Origin of the sequence: Curtobacterium sp. MCJR17_043 (assembly GCF_003224315.2) — a bacterium.
Taxonomy (GTDB): domain Bacteria; phylum Actinomycetota; class Actinomycetes; order Actinomycetales; family Microbacteriaceae; genus Curtobacterium.
The window spans coordinates 2,966,181-2,984,998 of record NZ_CP126259.1 but is presented as its reverse complement, the minus strand read 5'-3'; the positions used below and the strand labels follow the sequence as shown (position 1 = coordinate 2,984,998).

The 18,818-nt window shown below is 71.7% G+C and carries 13 protein-coding genes, 1 tRNA gene and 7 pseudogenes; 14 read left to right on the top strand and 7 right to left on the bottom strand.

Annotated features, from left to right (window positions below):
* The first annotated feature begins 5 nt into the window (after positions 1-5).
* Entirely contained in the window at positions 6-1,130 is a 1,125-nt protein-coding gene (locus DEJ15_RS19755; RefSeq protein ID WP_502866122.1) for a MarR family winged helix-turn-helix transcriptional regulator, read from the top strand.
* Positions 1,131-1,140: 10 nt separating this feature from the next.
* A pseudogene (gene pheA / locus DEJ15_RS15525) lies at positions 1,141-2,102 on the top strand (prephenate dehydratase).
* A gap of 29 nt (positions 2,103-2,131) precedes the next feature.
* On the opposite strand, the gene DEJ15_RS15520 reads toward pheA, so the two are convergent.
* A complete protein-coding gene (locus tag DEJ15_RS15520; RefSeq protein ID WP_110826056.1) occupies positions 2,132-3,199 on the bottom strand; it encodes a diacylglycerol/lipid kinase family protein in 1,068 nt (355 codons plus the stop codon).
* A 155-nt stretch (positions 3,200-3,354) separates the two neighbouring features.
* Here DEJ15_RS15520 and serS point away from each other — a divergent pair, with 155 nt between their 5' ends.
* The 8 genes and pseudogenes from serS (at position 3,355) to DEJ15_RS15485 (ending at position 8,085) form a co-directional block, all read left to right on the top strand.
* Positions 3,355-4,611, top strand: a complete 1,257-nt coding sequence (gene serS, locus DEJ15_RS15515; protein ID WP_284176237.1) for a serine--tRNA ligase — start codon at positions 3,355-3,357, stop codon at positions 4,609-4,611.
* Positions 4,608-4,835: pseudogene (locus tag DEJ15_RS18975) on the top strand (HAD hydrolase family protein); the annotation flags it as partial. The gene serS and the pseudogene DEJ15_RS18975, both read left to right, overlap by 4 nt.
* A gap of 40 nt (positions 4,836-4,875) precedes the next feature.
* A complete protein-coding gene (locus DEJ15_RS15510) occupies positions 4,876-5,478 on the top strand; it encodes an HAD family hydrolase (RefSeq protein WP_349814740.1) in 603 nt (200 codons plus the stop codon).
* Between the two features lie 85 nt (positions 5,479-5,563).
* Positions 5,564-5,648 (top strand) — tRNA-Ser (locus DEJ15_RS15505).
* An 80-nt stretch (positions 5,649-5,728) separates the two neighbouring features.
* Positions 5,729-5,932 (top strand): annotated as a pseudogene (locus tag DEJ15_RS15500) (SDR family NAD(P)-dependent oxidoreductase); the annotation flags it as partial.
* A gap of 121 nt (positions 5,933-6,053) precedes the next feature.
* The gene (locus tag DEJ15_RS15495; RefSeq protein ID WP_284176236.1) at positions 6,054-6,497 is read left to right on the top strand and encodes an SDR family NAD(P)-dependent oxidoreductase; all 444 of its coding nucleotides are present in this window, start codon (positions 6,054-6,056) and stop codon (positions 6,495-6,497) included.
* Complete coding sequence (locus DEJ15_RS15490; protein ID WP_110825993.1) at positions 6,494-7,345, top strand: helix-turn-helix transcriptional regulator; 852 nt, start codon at positions 6,494-6,496, stop codon at positions 7,343-7,345. Before DEJ15_RS15495 ends, DEJ15_RS15490 begins: the two co-directional genes overlap by 4 nt.
* 92 nt (positions 7,346-7,437) lie before the next feature.
* The gene (locus DEJ15_RS15485; protein ID WP_110825994.1) at positions 7,438-8,085 is read left to right on the top strand and encodes a ScbR family autoregulator-binding transcription factor; all 648 of its coding nucleotides are present in this window, start codon (positions 7,438-7,440) and stop codon (positions 8,083-8,085) included.
* A gap of 151 nt (positions 8,086-8,236) precedes the next feature.
* On the opposite strand, the gene DEJ15_RS18970 is transcribed toward DEJ15_RS15485, so the two are convergent.
* The 3 genes and pseudogenes from DEJ15_RS18970 to DEJ15_RS15475 all read right to left on the bottom strand — a co-directional run bounded on the left by DEJ15_RS18970 (position 8,237) and on the right by DEJ15_RS15475 (position 10,017).
* Positions 8,237-8,749: an AI-2E family transporter gene (locus tag DEJ15_RS18970; protein WP_349814739.1), complete on the bottom strand. Its 513-nt coding sequence runs from the start codon at positions 8,747-8,749 to the stop codon at positions 8,237-8,239.
* A gap of 55 nt (positions 8,750-8,804) precedes the next feature.
* Positions 8,805-9,338, bottom strand: a pseudogene (locus DEJ15_RS18965) (AI-2E family transporter); the annotation flags it as partial.
* 250 nt (positions 9,339-9,588) lie between these two features.
* On the bottom strand, positions 9,589-10,017 hold the full coding sequence (locus tag DEJ15_RS15475) for a BLUF domain-containing protein (protein WP_146243648.1): 429 nt from the start codon (positions 10,015-10,017) through the stop codon (positions 9,589-9,591).
* Positions 10,018-10,099: 82 nt separating this feature from the next.
* Here DEJ15_RS15475 and DEJ15_RS15470 point away from each other — a divergent pair, with 82 nt between their 5' ends.
* From DEJ15_RS15470 to DEJ15_RS15450, 3 genes and pseudogenes are all read left to right on the top strand, one after another.
* Complete coding sequence (locus DEJ15_RS15470; RefSeq protein ID WP_502866121.1) at positions 10,100-10,960, top strand: MSMEG_4193 family putative phosphomutase; 861 nt, start codon at positions 10,100-10,102, stop codon at positions 10,958-10,960.
* A pseudogene (locus DEJ15_RS19750) lies at positions 10,855-11,381 on the top strand (DUF3090 domain-containing protein). The gene DEJ15_RS15470 and the pseudogene DEJ15_RS19750 overlap by 106 nt, the downstream one beginning before the upstream one ends.
* A gap of 53 nt (positions 11,382-11,434) precedes the next feature.
* The gene (locus tag DEJ15_RS15450; protein WP_502866175.1) at positions 11,435-12,208 is read left to right on the top strand and encodes an SCO1664 family protein; all 774 of its coding nucleotides are present in this window, start codon (positions 11,435-11,437) and stop codon (positions 12,206-12,208) included.
* 70 nt (positions 12,209-12,278) lie between these two features.
* On the opposite strand, the pseudogene DEJ15_RS15445 reads toward DEJ15_RS15450, so the two are convergent.
* From DEJ15_RS15445 to DEJ15_RS15435, 3 genes and pseudogenes are all read right to left on the bottom strand, one after another.
* Positions 12,279-14,325, bottom strand: a pseudogene (locus DEJ15_RS15445) (vWA domain-containing protein).
* A 63-nt stretch (positions 14,326-14,388) separates the two neighbouring features.
* Positions 14,389-15,748, bottom strand: a pseudogene (locus DEJ15_RS15440) (MoxR family ATPase); the annotation flags it as partial.
* A 71-nt stretch (positions 15,749-15,819) separates the two neighbouring features.
* The gene (locus DEJ15_RS15435) at positions 15,820-16,659 is read right to left on the bottom strand and encodes a uroporphyrinogen decarboxylase/cobalamine-independent methonine synthase family protein (protein ID WP_284175234.1); all 840 of its coding nucleotides are present in this window, start codon (positions 16,657-16,659) and stop codon (positions 15,820-15,822) included.
* Positions 16,660-17,317: 658 nt separating this feature from the next.
* Between DEJ15_RS15435 and DEJ15_RS15430 the strand changes: the two genes are divergently transcribed.
* Positions 17,318-18,814, top strand: a complete 1,497-nt coding sequence (locus DEJ15_RS15430) for an MFS transporter (RefSeq protein WP_284175233.1) — start codon at positions 17,318-17,320, stop codon at positions 18,812-18,814.
* Positions 18,815-18,818: the final 4 nt, after the last annotated feature.

The following is an 18,818-nucleotide window of genomic DNA, read 5'->3' as shown; positions in this document are numbered from 1 at the left end:
GCGGCATGACCGACGACACGCCCTGGCTCTCCCGTGAGCAGCTGCGTGCCTGGATGGGGTTCGTCGCCGTCATGGAACTCCTGCCCGCAGCGCTCGACCAGCAGCTCCAGCGCGACGCCGACCTGACGCTCTTCGACTACATGGTCATCGCGATGCTGTCCGAGCGGGACTCCCGCACCCTGCGGATGTCGGTCCTCGCGTCGGCCACGAACGCGTCCCTCCCGCGCCTGTCGCACGTCGTGTCGCGCCTCGAGAAGCGTGGGCTCGTCGCCCGGTGCCCGTCCTCCGAGGACCGCCGCGCCACCGACGTCCGGCTCACCGACGCCGGCTTCGACCACATCGTCGCCGCCGCGCCGGACCACGTCCGCACCGCCCGTCGTCTGGTGATCGACGCGCTCACCGACGAGCAGGTCGCCGAGCTCGACACGATCTCCCGCGTGCTCCTCGCCCGGGTCGACCCCGAGGGCCGGTTCGCCGCGGTCAGCGACATGCCCGGTGGGGACGGAGCCGGTGCGGAGGGCGCGTCCTGCGACGAGGTGGTCGCCGCCACCGAGATGTGCGAGGCGCGGATGACCGGCACCGCCGACGACTCCCTGCCGAGCACCGTCGACGGCATCGGGTACCGCGCGGCCACCGCCGACGACGTGCCCCTGCTCCGCCGGGCGACCCTCGACGCGATGAACTGGTCGGGGGGAGCGGTTCGCCGACGCCGACCTCGACCGGCCCGAGTTCGCCCACTACTCCGCCGCGTTCGACCCCGAGCGGCCCGGCGCCGCCGACCTCGGGGTCGTCGCGACCGACGACGACGGGCCGGTCGGCGTCGCGTGGGCGGTGCACCTGCCCGCCGAGGACCCCGGGTACGGGTTCGTCGCCGAGGACGTCCCCGAGCTCACCCTCGCCCTCGACGCCCGGGCGCGCGGCCGCGGGATCGGCTCGGCGCTGCTCACCCGGCTCGTCGCCGCAGCCCGGGACGCCGGGTGGCCCGGGATGAGCCTGAGCGTCGAGGACGGCAACACCGGTGCGCGCATCCTCTACGAACGAGCGGGGTTCCGGACCGTCGGACGGAACGGCGACTCGGACACCATGCAGCTCGTCCTCTGAGCGGCGGACGGGGCACCGCACGCCGATAGGCTCGCCGGTATGAGCCAGGCCGCCGACTCCCCGTCCGAGACCTACAGCTACCTCGGACCGGCGGGGACCTTCACCGAGGCGGCACTCAAGCTCGTCGAGGCCGCCGCCGGGAAGCCCTGGCGGAGCGTCAACAACGTCGGCGAGGCGCTCGACGACGTCATGACCGGCCGCTCGGTCGGGGCCGTGATCGCGATCGAGAACAGCGTCGACGGCGGCGTGAGCGCCACGCAGGACGCCCTCGCCCGGATCCCCGGCGTGCGGATCGTGGGGGGAGTACCTCGTCCCGGTCGACTTCGTGCTCGTCGCCCGCCCCGGCACGTCCCTGTCGGACGTCCGCACCGTGAACGCCCACCCGGTCGCCTACGCCCAGACGCACCACTGGCTCGAGGCGAACCTGCCGGGCCACGGGCACATCCCGGCGTCCTCGAACGTCGCCGCGGCGGCCGTGCTCCTCGACGACCACCCGACCGCGGACGCCGCCGTCGCCCCGCCCGGCATCACGGACCACTACGACCTCGCCGTGCTCGCCGACTCGATCGGCGACAACGCGAGCGCCGTCACGCGGTTCGTGCTCGTCTCGAAGACCCTGGCGATCCCGCCGCGGACCGGGTCCGACAAGACGAGCGTCATCGTCGAACTGCCCGCGGACCACCCCGGTGCCCTCGTCGACATGCTCGAGCAGTTCGCCACCCGGGGCATCAACATGGGGTTGCTGTCCTCGCGTCCGATCGGCGACGAGCTCGGCCGCTACCGGTTCGTCATCGACCTGGACGGCCACGTCCACGACGAACGCGTCGCGGACGCCCTGCTCGGTCTCCGCCGGTTCAGCCCGCGCGTGACCTTCCTCGGCTCGTACCCGCGTGCGGACGGCCTCCGGTCCGAGGTCTCACCCCCGCTACTCCAACCAGGCCTTCGTCGAGGCGCGCGACTGGCTGCGCGCGATCGTGAGCGGGGAGCCGGACGCGGGCTGAGCCTCCCGTCCGACACCCCCCGCGCGCGGTCAGCGGCGGCGGGTCGCCCGCGTCTGGTCCTCGGGTCCGGCCACGCGGACCGTCAGACCGCCCGCGTCGATCTTCGCCCGGAAGGCGCGGACCTCGCCCACCGGGTCGCCGTCGATCTCGAACTCCTCGGCACGCTCGAGCCGCGCGGTGAACTCCTCGCCGCGCAGGTAGCGCAGCGGACGCTCGTCGCGGGTCTTCGTGACGATGGTCTTGCCGATCTCGGTCTTGCCGAGCGCGGAGCGACGGAAGCGGCGGAGGATCGCGTTCTCCCAGAACACGCGGGCCCCGATCCGGACCCAGCCGAAGAACCCGTGCGGACGCATCACGACGACGTCGAAGTAGCCGTCGTCGATCTCGGCGTCCGGCAGCAGGGTCGCGCCGGCCTGCAGCATGCCGCAGTTGCCGACGATGAGCGAGTGGGCGCGGACCGACCGGGTGCTCTGGCCGTCCAGGCGGTAACGGAACTCGATGGCGTCGGAGTCCCGCAGCGACCGGACGAGCGAGTCGACGTACGCGAGCCAGCCGACCTTCTTCTTCAGGTCGTCGTTCGTGTTCACGAGCATCCGTGCGTCGAGCCCGAGGCCGGCCATCACGAGGAAGCCGAACTGCTCACGCGAGCCGTCGGGGCGCTCGACGTGCACCGTGCCCATGTCGATCTCGCGGTCCTCGCCGTGGAAGATCGTGTGCGCGCTGGCACCGAGGTCGTCGATCGGCGCGGGGATGTTGCGGGCGAGCAGGTTGCCCGTGCCGCTCGGCAGCAGGGCGAGCGCCGCGTCGGACCCGTGCACGACCTCGGCGACGGCGCGGACCGTCCCGTCACCACCGGCAGCGGCGATGACGTCCGCACCGGCCTCGAGTGCCTGGCGGGCCATGCCGCCGCCCGGGTCCTCCTCGCTCGTGGCGTACCACTTGGTCTCCGACCAGCCGGCCTCGCGCTGGTACCGGTTCACGGTGCGCTTCAGGGTCGGCAGGTGGACCTTGACGGGGTTGTAGATGACTGCGGCGGTGCGCTGGTCCGTGGCAGGGGCGTCCTCCGGCACGGCGGTGGCTTCCGAGGGCGTCGACATGCGGTCAACGCTACCGGGCACCGGCTGCGCGGTCCGGAACGTGACCACGTCCGGGACGGGAGCGCGGGTCGATCCGGTGCCGGGCCTCCCGTCCGGTGCGTCCACCGATCTGCCACCGGCTCCCCGGTAAGCTGGGGCGGTGATCGACCCCCCAGCTGTTGCGCGACGAACCGGACCTCATCAAGGCCTCGCAGGCGGCGCGCGGCGCCTCCGTCGACGTCGTCGACCAGGCCGTCGCCGCGGACGCAGCGCGACGCAGCGCCATCACCGCGTTCGAGGCGCTCCGCGCCGAACAGAACGCGTTCGGCAAGACCGTCGCGAAGGCCCCGAAGGACGAGAAGGCCGCGCTCGTGCAGCAGGCGCAGGCGCTCGCCGCGAAGGTGAAGGAGGCGCAGGCCACCGTCACCGCCGCCGAGGACACCTTCAACTCGGTCGTCCGCGCCATCCCCAACGTGGTGCTGCCGGACGTGCCCGCCGGTGGCGAGGACGACTTCGTCACCCTGCGCACCGTCGGCACGAAGCCGTCGTTCGCCTTCGAGCCGAAGGACCACGCCGACCTCGGTGAGTCCCTCGGCATCATCGACATCGCCCGCGGCGTCAAGGTCTCCGGCTCGCGGTTCTACTTCCTCAAGGGGATGGGCGCCCGCCTCGAGATCGCGCTCATGTCGCTCGGCCTCGACCGCGCCGTGCAACACGGGTTCGAGCCCCTGATCACGCCCACCCTCGTGCGCCCCGAGACGATGGCCGGCACCGGCTTCCTCGGCGAGCACGCGGCCGAGGTCTACCGACTCGAGGCCGACGACCTGTACCTGACCGGCACGAGCGAGGTCGCCCTCGCCGGGTACCACGCGGACGAGATCCTGCAGTTCCCGTCCGAGGACGACCCGGCCCTCCGCTACGCCGGTTGGTCGACCTGCTACCGGCGCGAAGCCGGGTCGGCGGGCAAGGACAACCGCGGCATCCTCCGGGTGCACCAGTTCAACAAGCTCGAGATGTTCGCCTACGTCCACCCGGACCAGGCCGACGCCGAGCACCAGCGGCTCATGTCGTACCAGGAGTCGATGCTGCAGGACCTCGGGCTGCACTACCGCGTGATCGAGACCGCCGCGGGTGACCTCGGCACGAGTGCTGCGCGGAAGTACGACCTCGAGGCATGGGTGCCGACGCAGGGCACTTTCCGCGAGCTGACCTCGACGTCGAACTGCACGACGTTCCAGGCCCGCCGCCTCGACATCCGGTACCGCACCGAGAGCGGCAAGACCGCGCCGGTCGCGACCCTCAACGGCACGCTGGCCACCACCCGCTGGCTCGTCGCGATCCTCGAGACGCACCAGCAGGAGGACGGCTCGGTCGTCATCCCCGAGGTCCTCCGGCCCTACCTGGGCGGCGTCGAGGTGATCGAGCCCCGATGAGCTCCTCACGCGGCTTCGTGGACGGGTCCGACGCGGCATCGGGCCGGGACGCCGCTGCGCCCGCGCGGGTGAAGCGCTGGCTCGTCGCGCTCGACATCGACGGCACGACCATGCGCGAGGACGGGGTCATCACCGACACCGTCATCCGGGCCGTCCGCGACGCCGAGGCCGCCGGGCACGAGGTCATGCTCTCCACCGGCCGCAGCGAGGGCATGACCGTCCCGCTGCTCGAGCAGCTCGGCATCGAGCCGCGGTACCTCGTCTGTGCGAACGGCGCGCTCACGCTCGAGCGCACCCCCCGACGGCGCGTACGAGCGCGTCCACGTCGAGACCTTCGACCCGACCGAGGTCCTGCAGACCATCCGCGGGGCCCTGCAGAACGGTGCGTACGGCGTCGAGGACGAGACCGGCCACTACCTGCTGTCCGGCGACTTCCCCGACGACACCATGACCGGGTCCGGCGACCACGTCGACTTCGAGCAGCTGCTCGGGGTCCGCGCCACCCGCGTCGTCGTCATCTCCCCGGAGCACGGGCTCGAGGAGTTCCTGCAGATCGTCGACCGGATGGGCCTGCACAAGGTCTCGTACACCGTCGGCTGGACGGCCTGGCTCGACATCGCGCCGGAGGGTGTCACGAAGGCGACCGCCATGGAGCGGGTCCGCGAGTGGCTCGACATCCCGCGCTCCCGTGTCTTCGCGGCCGGTGATGGACGCAACGACATCGACATGCTGCGGTGGGCCTCGACCTCCGGCCGTGGTGTCGTGATGGGGCAGGCGCCGGACGACGTCGTCGACGCCGGCAGCGAGATCACCGGTGGCGTCACGGACGACGGGCTCGCGGCGGCGCTCGACACCCTGCCCCGCTGAGGCGCGCGCGGGCGCTCCGCCGCCGGACGGGAGGCCCGGTAGACTGCTCGGGACGCGGTCACGTCTCGCCACGTGGTCGCGTCACGGAGGGTTGTCCGAGTGGCCGATGGAGCCTGTCTTGAAAACAGGTGGGCAGAGATGTCTCGTGGGTTCGAATCCCACACCCTCCGCACCGTTCCCCGTCCGTCAGCCCTGACAGGTCCTCCGGGGGGCCCCGGGACCGTCCGCAGCGTCGACCTAGCGTCGAGGCATGGACATCACCACTCGCTCAGTCGTCATCGTCGGTGCCACCTCCGGCATCGGCCTCGAACTCGCCCGGCGCTTCCGGGACGCCGGCAGCTCGGTCGTCATCGGCGGCCGCCGGACCGACCTGCTCGACCAGCTCCGTGCCGAGGGCTTCGGTACCGTGGCGGTCGACGTCACCGACACGGCGTCGGTCGCAGCCGCACGCGACTCCGTGCTCGACCTCCTGCCCGATCTGGACACCGTCGTCACGATGTCCGGCATCGGGCTCCCCCGAGGACCTCCGCGACCCGGCGCACTTCGCCGACGCCGAGCGGACGATCGACGTCAACGTGCTCGGCACCATCCGGGTCGTGGACGCCTTCACCCCGCACCTGCTCGCGCAGGGGAGCGGCACGATCGTCACCGTGAGCTCGGGCATCGGCTTCCTGCCCTTCCCGCTCATGGCCTCGTACGGTGCCTCGAAGGCGGCCGTCCACGCCTACAGCGAGGCACTCCGTGCACAGCTCGCCGGGACGGGTGTCGACGTCGCCGAGCTCGTGCCGCCGGCGGTCGCCACGAGCATGGGGACCAGCAACCCGAACGCGCTCGACCTCGGGGCGTTCGGCGCCGAGGTGATGACGCTCCTGGCACAGGACCCGACGCCGCACGAGGTCCTGGTGCAGGGTGTCCTCATGCACCGGTGGGCGGAACGCGACGGCACCTACGACGACCTCGTCGCGCAGCGGTCGCGCGCGCTCGCGACGCTGCCCGGCCGGACCGGGACGGCCGCATGACCGCAGGCGGAGGCCCGGACGACGCCCCGACGAACCTGCTCGGCGCGTACCTGCAGGCACGACGTGGGCTCGTGACACCCGAGCAGGCCGGCATCCCGGGCGGCGGGCTCCGCCGCGTGCCGGGCCTCCGCCGCGAGGAGGTCGCCATGCTCGCGGGTGTCAGCACCGACTACTACCTGCGACTCGAGCGGGGTCGGGACACCCACCCGTCGCCGCAGGTCCTCGACGCACTCGCCCGCGTGCTCCGGCTCGACGACGTCGAACAGGCGCACCTCCGGCACCTCGCCGAGCCCGTCCGCCGGAGTCGACCCCGCCGGAGCGCCGAGCGGGTCCCCGCACGGCTGCACGCACTCCTCGCCGCGGTCGACGTCCCCGCGTTCATCGAGGGGCGCGCGTTCGACGTCCTGGCGGCGAACGACCTCGCGACCGCGTTCTCGCCCCGACTCCGGGTCGGTGCGAACCGACTGCGGTCGCTGCTGCTCGACCCCGAGGAGCGGGCGTTCCACCGCGACTGGGACCGTGCGGTCGCGCAGTTCGTCGGGGCGTTCCGGCGGTCGGTCGCGGACGACGTGCAGGACCAGCGGGTCGTCGAACTCGTGGGCGAGCTGTCGCTCGCGAGCGGACGCTTCCGGCAGCTCTGGGCGCGTCAGGACGTCCGGGCGCTCGAGGGCGGGTCGGTCACGGTCGAGCACCCGGTCGTCGGCGAGCTGCACCTGCACCGGGACAAGCTGCCGGTCGAGGGCCTCGTCCTCGTGCTCTACTACGCGGACCCGGGGAGCGAGAGCGCCGAGCGGCTCGGGCTGCTCGCGGCGCTGACGCAGGAGGCACCGCCGCAGTCAGTGGTGTGAGGAGTCTTCGCTTCCGCGGTAACGTTGTCACAGGCGTGCACCGGTCGTTCTGTCCACGCCCAGCACCAGGGACCACGGGGGGAACGAAGACCATGACGATGCCGACCTCCGTGCCCGGACGCGGGACCGACCGCCGGACCGCGATCCTCGACGCGGCGGCCGTCGAGTTCGACCGGGAGGGATTCGGCGCCGCGAGCATCGCCGGGATCGCCAAGGCAGCCGGGGTCAGCCAGGGCGCGATCCACTTCCACTTCCGGACGAAGCAGGCGATCGCGCTCGGCGTGATCGACGAGCAGAACGCCCGGACCTTCGCCGCCGTCACGTTCGCCGACCCCTCACCGCTCGGCGGACTCGTCGTGGCGTCGCGGACGATCGCCGGGCTCCTGCTCGAGGACCCCGTGGTGCGTGCCGGCATCCGGCTCTCGCTCGAGAACCGCGTCTTCTCCGGCGCCACCTCCGCCTTCTACGACCAGTGGATCGCGAGCGTCGTCGACGTCTTCCGGCTCGCCGTCGCCGCGGGCGAGGTCGACTCGACCGTCAGCGCCGATGCGCTCGGCGCCACCGTCGTGCCGTGGTTCACCGGCGTGCAGCTCGTCTCGGACGTCCGTGCTGCCCGGACGGACCTGCTCCCGGCCGTCGGGACGATGTGGCGCGTGCTCGCCCACGCCTGCGTGGCCCCGGCCCACCGCGCCCGCCTGCTGGCGGTCGTCGACCGCTCGTTCGCCTGCCCGCCGGTCTGACACCGACGCCTCGGGCGCGACCATCGCGACCGACGGCACGCATCGTGCAGCCGCGAGAGTGAGCACGACGGGCGAGAGCGCGGAAGCACAGGAGGCCCGGACCGGCCCCGGCGGGCTGGTCCGGGCCTCCTGTCCGGAGCCGGTGGCGGCGTCAGCCCGCCTTGGCGGCCTTCGCGGCCTGCTTCGCGCGGGCCTTCTCCGCCTTCTCGCGGCGTTCCGTGCGGGCCTTCTGTGCCTTCTCGCGACGCTTCGCGCGCTTGTTCGCGCGCTCGTGGTCCTCGACGTCCTCGGAACGCTTCTGGCGCCACGGCTCGGCGGCCAGGTCCGGGCCGTCCCAGACCTTCACCGCACCCCATGCGGCGGCGAGGAGCGGCACCGAGATGATCGCGCCGGTGATGCCGGCCAGGACGGTGCCGGCGGTCAGGCCGATCAGGATGACCAGACCGTGCAGGCGGAGCGTCTTGCCCATGAGCACCGGCTGGAGGAAGTTGCCCTCGAGCTGGTTGACGACCACGACGATGCCGATGACGAACAGCGCCTGGACCGGACCGAGCGCGACGAGGGCGACCAGCGCGGCCAGGATGCCCGCCGCGGTGGCGCCGACGATCGGGATGAACGCCGTGATGAACACGATGACGGCCAGGGGCAGCGCGAGGGGGGACACCGACGATGGCGATGCCGACGCCGATACCGATCGCGTCGACTGCCGCGACGGTGGCGGTGCCACGGACGTAGCCGCCCAGGGTGGAGACGACGCGGTCACCGACGCGGCGGGCGCGGGTGTACGAGGCGCCGGTGAAGGGACGGAGCAGGAACTCCCAGATGCGGGGCCCGTCCTTGAGGAAGAAGAACAACACGACGATCATCAGCACGAGGCCGGTGAGGAAGTTCGCGGTGGCGGAGGCACCGGCGAGTGCGCCCGAGCCGAACTGCGCGCTCGTGACGAAGTCGGTGGCCGTGTTGACCGCGTCGTCGACCTGCGAATCCGAGATGGCGAACGGCAACGTCGTGCTGAAGTCCTGCAGCTGCTGGAACCCCTGCACGGCGGACTTCTGCAGGCTCAACCACTGGTTCTCGACGGCGACGACGATCAGGTAGCCGAGCAGTCCGAGCACGACGAGGACACCGAGGAGCACCGTCAGCGTCGCGAAGACGGACGGGAAGCCGTGCCGACGGAGCCAGGACACGACCGGGTGCATGGCCGAGGCGATGATGAGCGCGAGGAGCACCGGGATCGTGACGACGCTGAGCACCTGGCTCGCGTACACGATGCCCGCGACGATGACCAGGATGATGATGACCTGGAGGCACCGGGTCGCGAGCTTGCCGAACGAATCGGACCACGCGGCCCGCGCGCCGGTCAACGGCTCCGTCGGGGGGAGTCGCGGGCGGGGCTGGGGTGGAACGGAAGAACGGCATGTCGCCGACCGTACAGACAGAACGGTGAGCGCGCCGCGGTGGAGCGCGTCGCGGTGGACAGTGCAGACCTGTGGACGGGAGGTGTCAGTCCTCGACCAGGTCCCGGTCGCGGAACCACTTCAGGAGCCAGGCGGCGCTGGTGCGGTCGAAGGACGGCGCGAACTCGAGCGTGCCGGACAGGAAGGGGCTGAAGCCCTCCTCGGCCGCGATGTCGGCGTCGTCGAGGCCGCGGTACGCCATCGACCAGCCGTCGAACCGGCGGTGCTCGATGTCCTCACGGATCAACGACCGGATCGTGTGGTGGCGCGGGTCCCGCTCGATCGCGGCGAACCGGTCGTCCACGCTCCACGCCGGGCCCTCCAGGAGCTGCATGAACCGGCCGCCCTTGACGACGAGCAGCCCGGAGACGCCGAGCGCCTCGTTGCGCAGGCGTGCACCGGCGAGCATCTCGGCGAGCTCGTCCTCCCGGAACTCGTGCGTCGCGACGCTCATGTAGACGATGGAGACCAACACACCTCGATTCTCGCGGGTCCGCGGATCGCGCGCACGTGCCTGTCCGCTGGTCGCACCGTCGGGCGCGCCTAGGATCGTCCCCATGGCGACCGTCCTCCTCGTCCGGCACGGGCGCACCACCGCGAACGCGACCGGACTCCTCGCGGGCCGGACCGCCGGCGTCGCCCTCGACTCCGTCGGCAAGCGCCAGGCAGCTGCGACCGCCGAGCGGATCGCCGCGGTGCCCCTCGCCGCGGTCGTGTCCAGTCCGCTGGAGCGCTGCCGACAGACGGCCCGCGCGATCACGGCGTTCCAGCCGGGCGAGCCGCAGCAGCTCGTCGAGCGGGGCATCATCGAGGCGGACTACGGCGACTGGCAGAACCGGGCGATCAGCGACCTCGCGAAGGAGCCGCTCTGGCGGGTGGTGCAGGCGAACCCGAGTGCCGTGGTCTTCCCGGGCGGGGAGTCGATGCAGACCATGCAGTCCCGAGCGGTCGCGGCCGTCCGGCGCCTCGACGCGCAGATCGAGGCCGAGCACGGCGCGCACGCGGTCTGGGTCGCGGTGAGCCACGGCGACATCATCAAGTCCGTCCTCGCCGACGCGCTCGGCATGCACCTCGACCTCTTCCAGCGCATCGCCGTCGGGCCGGCCTCGGTGTCGATCGTCCGGTACGGCGAGCAGCGGCCCGAGGTCGTCGCGACGAACACCGAGTCGGGTGACCTCTCGTGGTTGGCACGGGCAGCGGCGCCGACGGGGGGACGCACCGGTCGGTGGCGGCGCGGGGCACGAGGACACCGAGCGACCGACTCCCTGAACGGACGGAGGCGGTCGCTCCTACAATGCGGGTATGCCCCCCCATCGTCCACGGCTTCGACTGGCCGGACAGACTCGTCGTCGGAACGATCGGGCTCCCGGGCGAGCGGTCGTTCTACATCCAGGCCCGAGACGGCCGCCGCGTCGTGAGCGTCGCCATCGAGAAGGAACAGTCGGCCGTCCTCGCCGACAAGATCGACGAACTCCTCGACGAGGTCGCGACGGTGGAGGACAACCGCTTCAGCGTCCCCGACGCCGCACCCGCCGAACTCCGTGACGGCGACCCCCCTCGACCAACCGGTCGAGCCCGAGTTCCGCGCCGGTGCCCTGAGCCTCGGGTTCGACCCCGCGACCGCGCAGGTGGTCATCGAGGCCTACCCGATCGAGGAGGACCTCGAGGTCTTTACCGAGACCACCGGCGACGGCGACGAGGCCGAAGCGGTCGTCGAACTCCCCCGAGCCGACCGAACTCCTGCAGGTCAAGATCCCGGTCGGGACCGCTCGTGCGTTCGTCGAGCGGACCCGGGAGGTCGTCGCAGCCGGTCGGCCGAACCCGCCCGAACTCGGATGACGGTCCAGCGCGGCAGCGGTGACGGCTCCACCGGCCTCGACGCCGCCAGCGCCGTGGTGCCGAGCGCACCGGGAGAGCTCCGGATCACCGGACGCATCCGCGAAGCGTCGAACGCCACCTTCATCGCCCGGCTCGACGGCGAGAACGTCGTGTACAAGCCGATCGAGGGCGAGAAGCCGCTGTGGGACTTCCCGGACGGCACGCTCGCCGGCCGCGAGGTGTCCGCCTACCTGGTCTCCGAGGCCCTCGGGTGGAACGTCGTCCCGCCGACCTGGCTCGGGGACGGCCCCTTCGGTCCCGGCATGGTCCAGCGGTGGCAGGACATCGACCCGGCGCAGGACGCCGTCGACCTGCTCCCGAGCGAGGAGGCCGCGGCCGCGCTCGCCGAGGGGACCGTGCGCGAGGTGCTCGACGCCGTCGACGAGAACGACCAGGCGGTCACCCTGGTGCACGAGGACACGGCCGTGCTCCGGCGGATGGCGGTCTTCGACGTGGTCACGAACAACGCGGACCGCAAGGGCGGTCACGTCCTCGCGATGCCCGACGGTCACCGCTTCGGCGTCGACCACGGTCTGACCTTCCACGCCGAGCACAAGCTCCGGACCGTGCTCTGGGGATGGATCGGCGAGCCGCTCACCGACGACGAGGTCGCCGGGCTCCAGCGGCTGTCCGAGGCGCTGCGCGGCGAGCTCGGCGAGACCCTCCGGGAGCACCTGACGGACGACGAGCTCTCCGCCCTCCGCGGGCGGTGCGCCGCGCTCGCCGCGGTGCGGGCGTTCCCGCCGCCGGACGGGTACGGTCCGGCCGTGCCCTGGCCGGTCTTCTGACGCGGGCCGGTCGCCGGCCGGGAGGCGCGCCTCCCGGCCGGCAGCCGGCACCTGTCGGTCCCGTCGCCGCTCAGGCGAAGCGCCCGAAGGCGCTGCCCCACAGCCCGTCGTCGCCGGAGGCCGAGCCGGACCCGCGTCTGGCGCCCAGGTAGGAGCCGACCACCGCGACGCCGAGGTTCTCGTTCTCCGGCGCGGTCACCGTGCCGTCGACCCGGCGGGCCATGCCCTCGACGAAGCGCGCCAGACCGGGGTCGTCACCGAGGCGGAAGAACGTCGTCTTCGCGCCGAGACGGTGGGCGTTCTCCAACTCACGGACGCTCAGGGCGATGGTCACCGGGTCCGGCGGGTAGCTGAAGTACACCTGCCCGTTCGGCTCGAGGTGCGACGTCGGCTCGCCGTCGGTGACGATGAGCAGGACCGGCTGCGCGTTCGGGTGCTTCCGGAAGTGGCGGTTCGCGAGCAGCAGGGCGTGGTGCAGGTTCGTCCCCTTGTCCCACATCGCGTCGAGGCCGACGAGCTGTTCGACGTCCATCACCTCGGCTTCGCGGCCGAAGGCGATGAGCTGCAGGTCGTCCCCGCGGAACCTGGTGGAGATGAGCGTGTGCAGGGCCAGTGCGGTCCGCTTCATCGGGACCCACCGGTCCTCCATCGCCATCGAGAACGAGGTGTCGACGAGCAGCGCGACGGCGGCCTGCGTGCGGGCCTCCGTCTCCTGCACCTCGACGTCCTCGATCTGCAGGCGCACACCGGCACCGGTCCGCGCTCCGTCGCCCGCGGTCCTGGTCAGGGCGTTCGTGATCGAGCGCGTGACGTCCCACGGCTCGGTGTCGCCGAACTCCCACGGACGCGTCGAGCCCGAACGGTCACCGGCGGCTCCGGCCCGGCGGAGGTCACGCGCGCCCTGCCGACCGGACATCCGCTCGGCGACGTCCTTGAGCAGGCTCTTCCCGAGCTGCCGCATGGCCCTGGGGGTGAGCCGGAGCTGCCCGTCCGTGCCGCGGCGCATCGACCCGGAGTTCCGCAGCGCCTTCTCGAGCTGCTGCAGGGTGCGGGCGTCCACGGCGGCCTGGTCGCCGAGCTGCTGCGCGAGGGCGTCGAGGTCCAGGTCGTCGAGTTCGGAGCCCGGACCGACCTGCGCGAGCTGGTCGGCGAGGGCGTCGAGGTCCGCGATGTCCTGGAAGATCCCGGTGCCGTCGCCGAGCCCGAGGCCCTGCTCGCCGTCCATGCCCTCGGACCCGCCCCAGTCCTCGCCGGGGCGCAGCGCGCGGAGGTTCTCGTCCAGTCGGGAGAGCGCGCCCATCAGCGCCGGCGAGCCGAACGCCTGTTCGGCGAGGGCGTCGAGTTCGTCGCGCTGCTCCTGTGTCATCGAGTTCCGCATCCGCTGGGCGGCGGCGGCGCGGGCGGCGAGGTCGTCGAGGAGCTCGTCGACGTCCTGGGGGTTGCTCGGGAACTGGTCACCGTGCTGCCGCATGAACGCGTCGAACTGCTCCTGCGTGTCCTCGCCGCGGCGATGCGCGTCGAGCAGGTCGTTGAGGTCCTGCATCATCTGCGCGACCGCGGCCCGGTCCTCGTCGGTGGCGTTCTCGAGCGCCTGCTTCATGCCCGCGAAGCGCTGGTCGAGCATCTCCCGGCCGAGCAGGTCCTTGATCTGCTCGTACTTTTGGCGTGCCGCGGGGCTCTTCCAGTCGTAGCCGTGCAGTTCGTTCACCGCGGCGGCGGGCGACGGCGGCAGGCTGTCGAGCTGGAGTTCGGCGAGAGCGCGGTCGCCGTCGTCCATCGCGGTGTCACGCGCGAGTTGTCCGCGCTCGGCGAGAACGGCCTCGTCGAGGAGCCGTCTGACCTCCTGCAGCGTGCCGTCGAGGTTGTTCTCGCTGGTGAGCTTGCGGCGCTTCTCGGCGACGAGCCGAGCCAGGTCGTCGAGCCCGCGCTGCGTGCGACCACCGCGGCGGAGGAACTCCCGCATCGCGCGCTCGGGGGGAGGTGCCGGCCATGACGTCCTCACCGATGGCGTCGAGCGCCTCGGCGAGGTCGACGGGCGGTGCCAGGGGATCCGGCCCGCCCTCGTACTTGCCGTAGCGGCTGTCCCGGCTGAGACGACGGTTCAGTCGACTAGCCACGGGACACCCCACCGCTGTTCGGGCCCACGACGTCAGATCCCATACGCTGCTTCGCCCCCCGCCGGACTCCTTGCTGATGCGCCGGGCGAGGAACAGCCCCTCCAGCGCCAACTCCACGGCGCCCGCCCGCTCGCCGTCGTTCGTGGCACCGACGCGTTCACCGATCTGGTCGTACAGGTCGGACTCGCCGAGCGACGGCAGACCGGCGAGGAAGTCCCGTGCACTGACCTGCTCGCCCGTGGTGACCATCGTGCCGGCCTCGAGCGCGTCCACGAGGACACCGAAGTCGAGCCCGCGGAAGCGTGAGCGGACGGTCTCCGCGGTCGCCGTGCGGAGCAGGTGTTCGAGCACCTCGTCGGCGCGGTCCTCTTCCCCCGGACTCGAACTCGATCTTGCCGCCGAGCACGTCGACCGCGGTCTCGAGGTCGATCGGACGGGCGACCGCCTCGGGCTCGCCCTGTCGGGCGGCGCGGTGCACGGCCGCCGCCGACACGGTCTCCGCCCCGGCGATCGAGAAGCGGGCGCTGACGCCGCTGCGCTGGTCGACGGCGCTCGACTCGCGGAGCGCCCGGGTGAAGCGGGCGAGGATCTCGACGAGCGGGTCCGGGACGTCGGCGGTGAGCTGCGCCTCCTGCCGGATCACCGCGATCTCGTCCTCGAGTTCGATCGGGTAGTGCGTGCGGATCTCCGCACCGAAGCGGTCCTTGAGCGGCGTGATGATGCGGCCGCGGTTCGTGTAGTCCTCGGGGTTCGCGCTCGCGACGATGAGCACGTCGAGGGGCAGCCGGAGGACGTACCCGCGGATCTGGACGTCCCGCTCCTCCATCACGTTGAGCATCGCGACCTGGATGCGCTCGGCGAGGTCGGGCAGCTCGTTGATCGCGACGATGCCCCGGTGTCCGCGCGGGATGAGACCGAAGTGGATGGTCTCGGGGTCGCCGAGGCTGCGGCCCTCCGCGACCTTCATCGGGTCGACGTCGCCGATGAGGTCCGCGACGGAGGTGTCCGGCGTCGCCAGCTTCTCGACGTAGCGCTCGTCGCGGTGCACCCACGAGACCGGCAGCGCGTCGCCGAGGTCCTCCGCACGACGGATGCTCGCCGTGGTGATCGGTTCGTACGGGTGCTCGCCGAGCTCGGACCCGGCGATGACCGGCGTCCACTCGTCCATCAGGCCGTTCATCGTGCGGAGCAGTCGGGTCTTGCCCTGGCCGCGCTCCCCGAGCAGGACGACGTCGTGCCCCGCGATGAGGGCGCGCTCGAGCTGCGGGATGACGGTGGTCCGGAAGCCGTGCAGGCCGGGCCAGGGGTTGCGGCCCTCGCGGAGGGCGGTCAGCAGGTTGTCGCGGATCTCGGCGCGGACCGACTTCTGGACGTGCCCAGCAGCGCGGAGCTCGCCGACCGTGGAGATGTCAGGTCGGTTCACGGGCGCCACGGTACGCCTGCCCGCCGACGCTGGCGACCCTCCGGTCGCGGGCCGCGTCCGCCGGAGCGGGGTCAGCCGAACAGGCGGCGCGACGCGATCTCGGCGCCCTCGGTGAGCGCGCGCAGCTTCGCCCACGCGACGTCCGACGCGACGAACTCGTAGCTCGCGAAGGTCGCCAGTCCGCAGTCCGTGCCGGCGATGACACGGGTGGGGTCGCCCACCGCCTCGGCGGCCTCGACGATGCGGTTCGCGACGAGTTGCGGGTGTTCGAGGTAGTTCGTCGTCACGTCGATGACGCCCGGCACGAGCACGGCGTCCTCGGGCAGCGGCAGGTCGCGGAACGCCGGGAACTCGTGCGCGTGCCGCGGGTTGCCGAACGGGATGCTGAAGGACCCGACTTCTGCCCGGTACAGGTGCGGGAGCAGCACGTCGACCGGCACGTCGTCCTGGTGCGGACCCTGCCAGTTGCCGTAGCAGACGTGCAGTCGGGTCCGCTCCTTCGGGATGTTCCGCAGGGCGTGGTTGAGGGCGTCGACGTGCAGGTCCACCGCCGTGAGGAACTCGTCGAGGGTCGCGTCGCCGAAGTGGATCACGCGCTCCATCGCCAGGTCCGGGGCGTCGAGCTGGAGCACGTGGCCGCGGGCGACGATCTCCTCGTACTCGACCCGGAGCTGCTCGGCGAGGGCGAACACGTACTCGCGGTGGTCGGCGTAGTGCGGGTTGGCGTCGTCGAGCAGCAGGGTCGTGGCGACGATGCCGGGCGTCGCGGCGGAGATGAAGGTCCCCTCAGGAACACGTCCTGCCGCGGCGTTCCGCGCCAGTTCGCGCTCGAACCCGTCCAGGTCCTCGCGGATCCCGGTCCGTTCCGCGTCGTACTGCAGCAGGCCCTGTGCCACCGGGGTGTCCCACACACGGGCGAACTCGGCACCCTCGTCGATCTGTCGCGCCTGGAACGCGGCGTACCCGGGGGAACTTCACCGAGTCGAGCGTCGGCTTGCGGTGGCCGGTCCCGCCGAAGCCGGTCAGTCGTTCGCGGATGTAGGTCGAGAACCCGACGCGGGGGGACCTCGCCGTCGTTCACGACGTCGAGCCCGGCATCGAGCTGCGCGTCCACGGTCGCGGCGAGCACAGCGGCCGTCTCCTCGCGGAGTGCCCGCTCGTCGAAGGGTTTCCCCTGGTCACGGGCCACCAGGAGGGCGGTCAGCTCCGGCGTCCGGGGGAGCGAACCGGTGTGGGTCGTGAGGATGCGGTCGGACGAGTTCTGCAGCGGCACGCGACCACGCTACTGGCCGGGAGGCTCGTGGTGGGGTCCGCCACGGGCCTCCCGGCCAGCGGTGTGAGCGTCCCGGGAGTTGTGAGGATCCCTAGCATCCGAGAGGATGAGGGCAGAGCGGCGGAGCCTGATCGACATAGGGGGGATCCGGCTCCGCCCCGCTCGACCCCCCCCTCCCTGCCGGTCGACGGGCGCGGTCGATCCGCACGTCCCGGCCGAGAACCCGGGCGGTGGCGCAGGCGTACGGTCCTGGCTTGCGGCAGGCCGAGGGCGTCCGCCGCGGGAGGAGCATGCGCATGACGAGCGCCAGCGGAACGAGGGACGGCACGGTCACGAGCCTGGTCCCGGCGAGGATGGACCGGCTCCCGTGGACGAAGTTCCACTGGAGCGTCGTGGTCGGCCTCGGGGTGTCGTGGATCCTGGACGGACTCGAGATCCAGATCGTCTCCAACGCCGGCTTCAAGGCGGACCTGGGGCTGTCGAACCAGGACGTGACGTCGCTCGGCAGTGTCTACCTGGTCGGCCAGGTCGTCGGTGCCCTGGTCTTCGGACGCATGTCCGACCGGCTCGGTCGACGCAAGCTCTTCATCCTGACGCTCGCGATCTACCTGATCGGGTCGGGCGTCGCGGGCCTGGCGCAGGACTTCTGGTTCCTCGCGGTGTTCCGCTTCGTCGCCGGGCTCGGGATCGGTGGTGAGTACGCGGCGATCAACTCGGCGATCGACGAGCTGATCCCGTCGAAGTACCGCGGGCACGTCGACATCGCCATCAACGGCACCTACTGGGGCGGCGCGGCACTCGGCGCGGCCGCGAACATCTACCTGCTCGACACCGCGCACTTCGCCGAGGACGTCGGATGGCGGATCGGGTTCTTCCTCGGCCCGGTGCTCGGCATCGCGATCATCTTCCTGCGTCGGCACATCCCCGAGAGTCCCCGGTGGCTGATGACCCACGGCAAGGAGCAGGAGGCGGAGGAGACCGTCTCGCGCATCGAGGCCGAGGTCGAGCGGGAGTCGGGGCGGAAGCTCGAAGTGGTGCCGCAGTCGAAGGCGATGACCGTGACGCCGATGGACCGCGTCGGGTTCCTCACCATCGCCCGCGTGCTGCTCAAGCAGTACCCGACCCGCACGCTGGTCGGCGCGACCATGATGATCACGCAGGCGTTCCTGTACAACGCGATCTTCTTCACGTACGCGTTGGTGTTGACGAACTTCTTCGACATGGAGACCGCGCAGACGAGCCTGTACTTCTTCCCGTTCGCGATCGGCAACCTGCTCGGTCCGCTCATCCTCGGCCGGTTCTTCGACACCTGGGGTCGGCGGCAGATGATCTTCCTGACGTACCTGGTGTCCGGGCTCGTGCTCGCGACCTCTGCGTTCCTGTTCCGCGCCGACGCCATCAGCGCCACCGTCCAGGTCGCGTTCTGGTGCGTGTCGTTCTTCTTCGCGTCGGCCGGAGCGTCGAGCGCCTACCTGACGGTGAGCGAGATCTTCCCGCTCGAACTCCGGTCGCAGGCGATCTCGTACTTCTTCGCCCTCGCGCAGGTCTTCGGCGCGATCGCTCCGCTGGTCTACGGCGCCTTCATCGGGGACGGGTCGTCGCGCGAGCCGCTCTTCTGGGGCTACCTGCTCGGGTCCGGGGTGATGGTCCTCGGCGGCGTCGTGGCACTCGTGTTCGGGGTCGACGCCGCGCGGAAGGGACTCGAGGACATCACGCAGCCGCTGTCCGTCCTGACCGCGAAGGACGGGGCGGGGGGCGTCGTCCTCGCGAAACTCCTGATGCAACATGTTTAGCGGT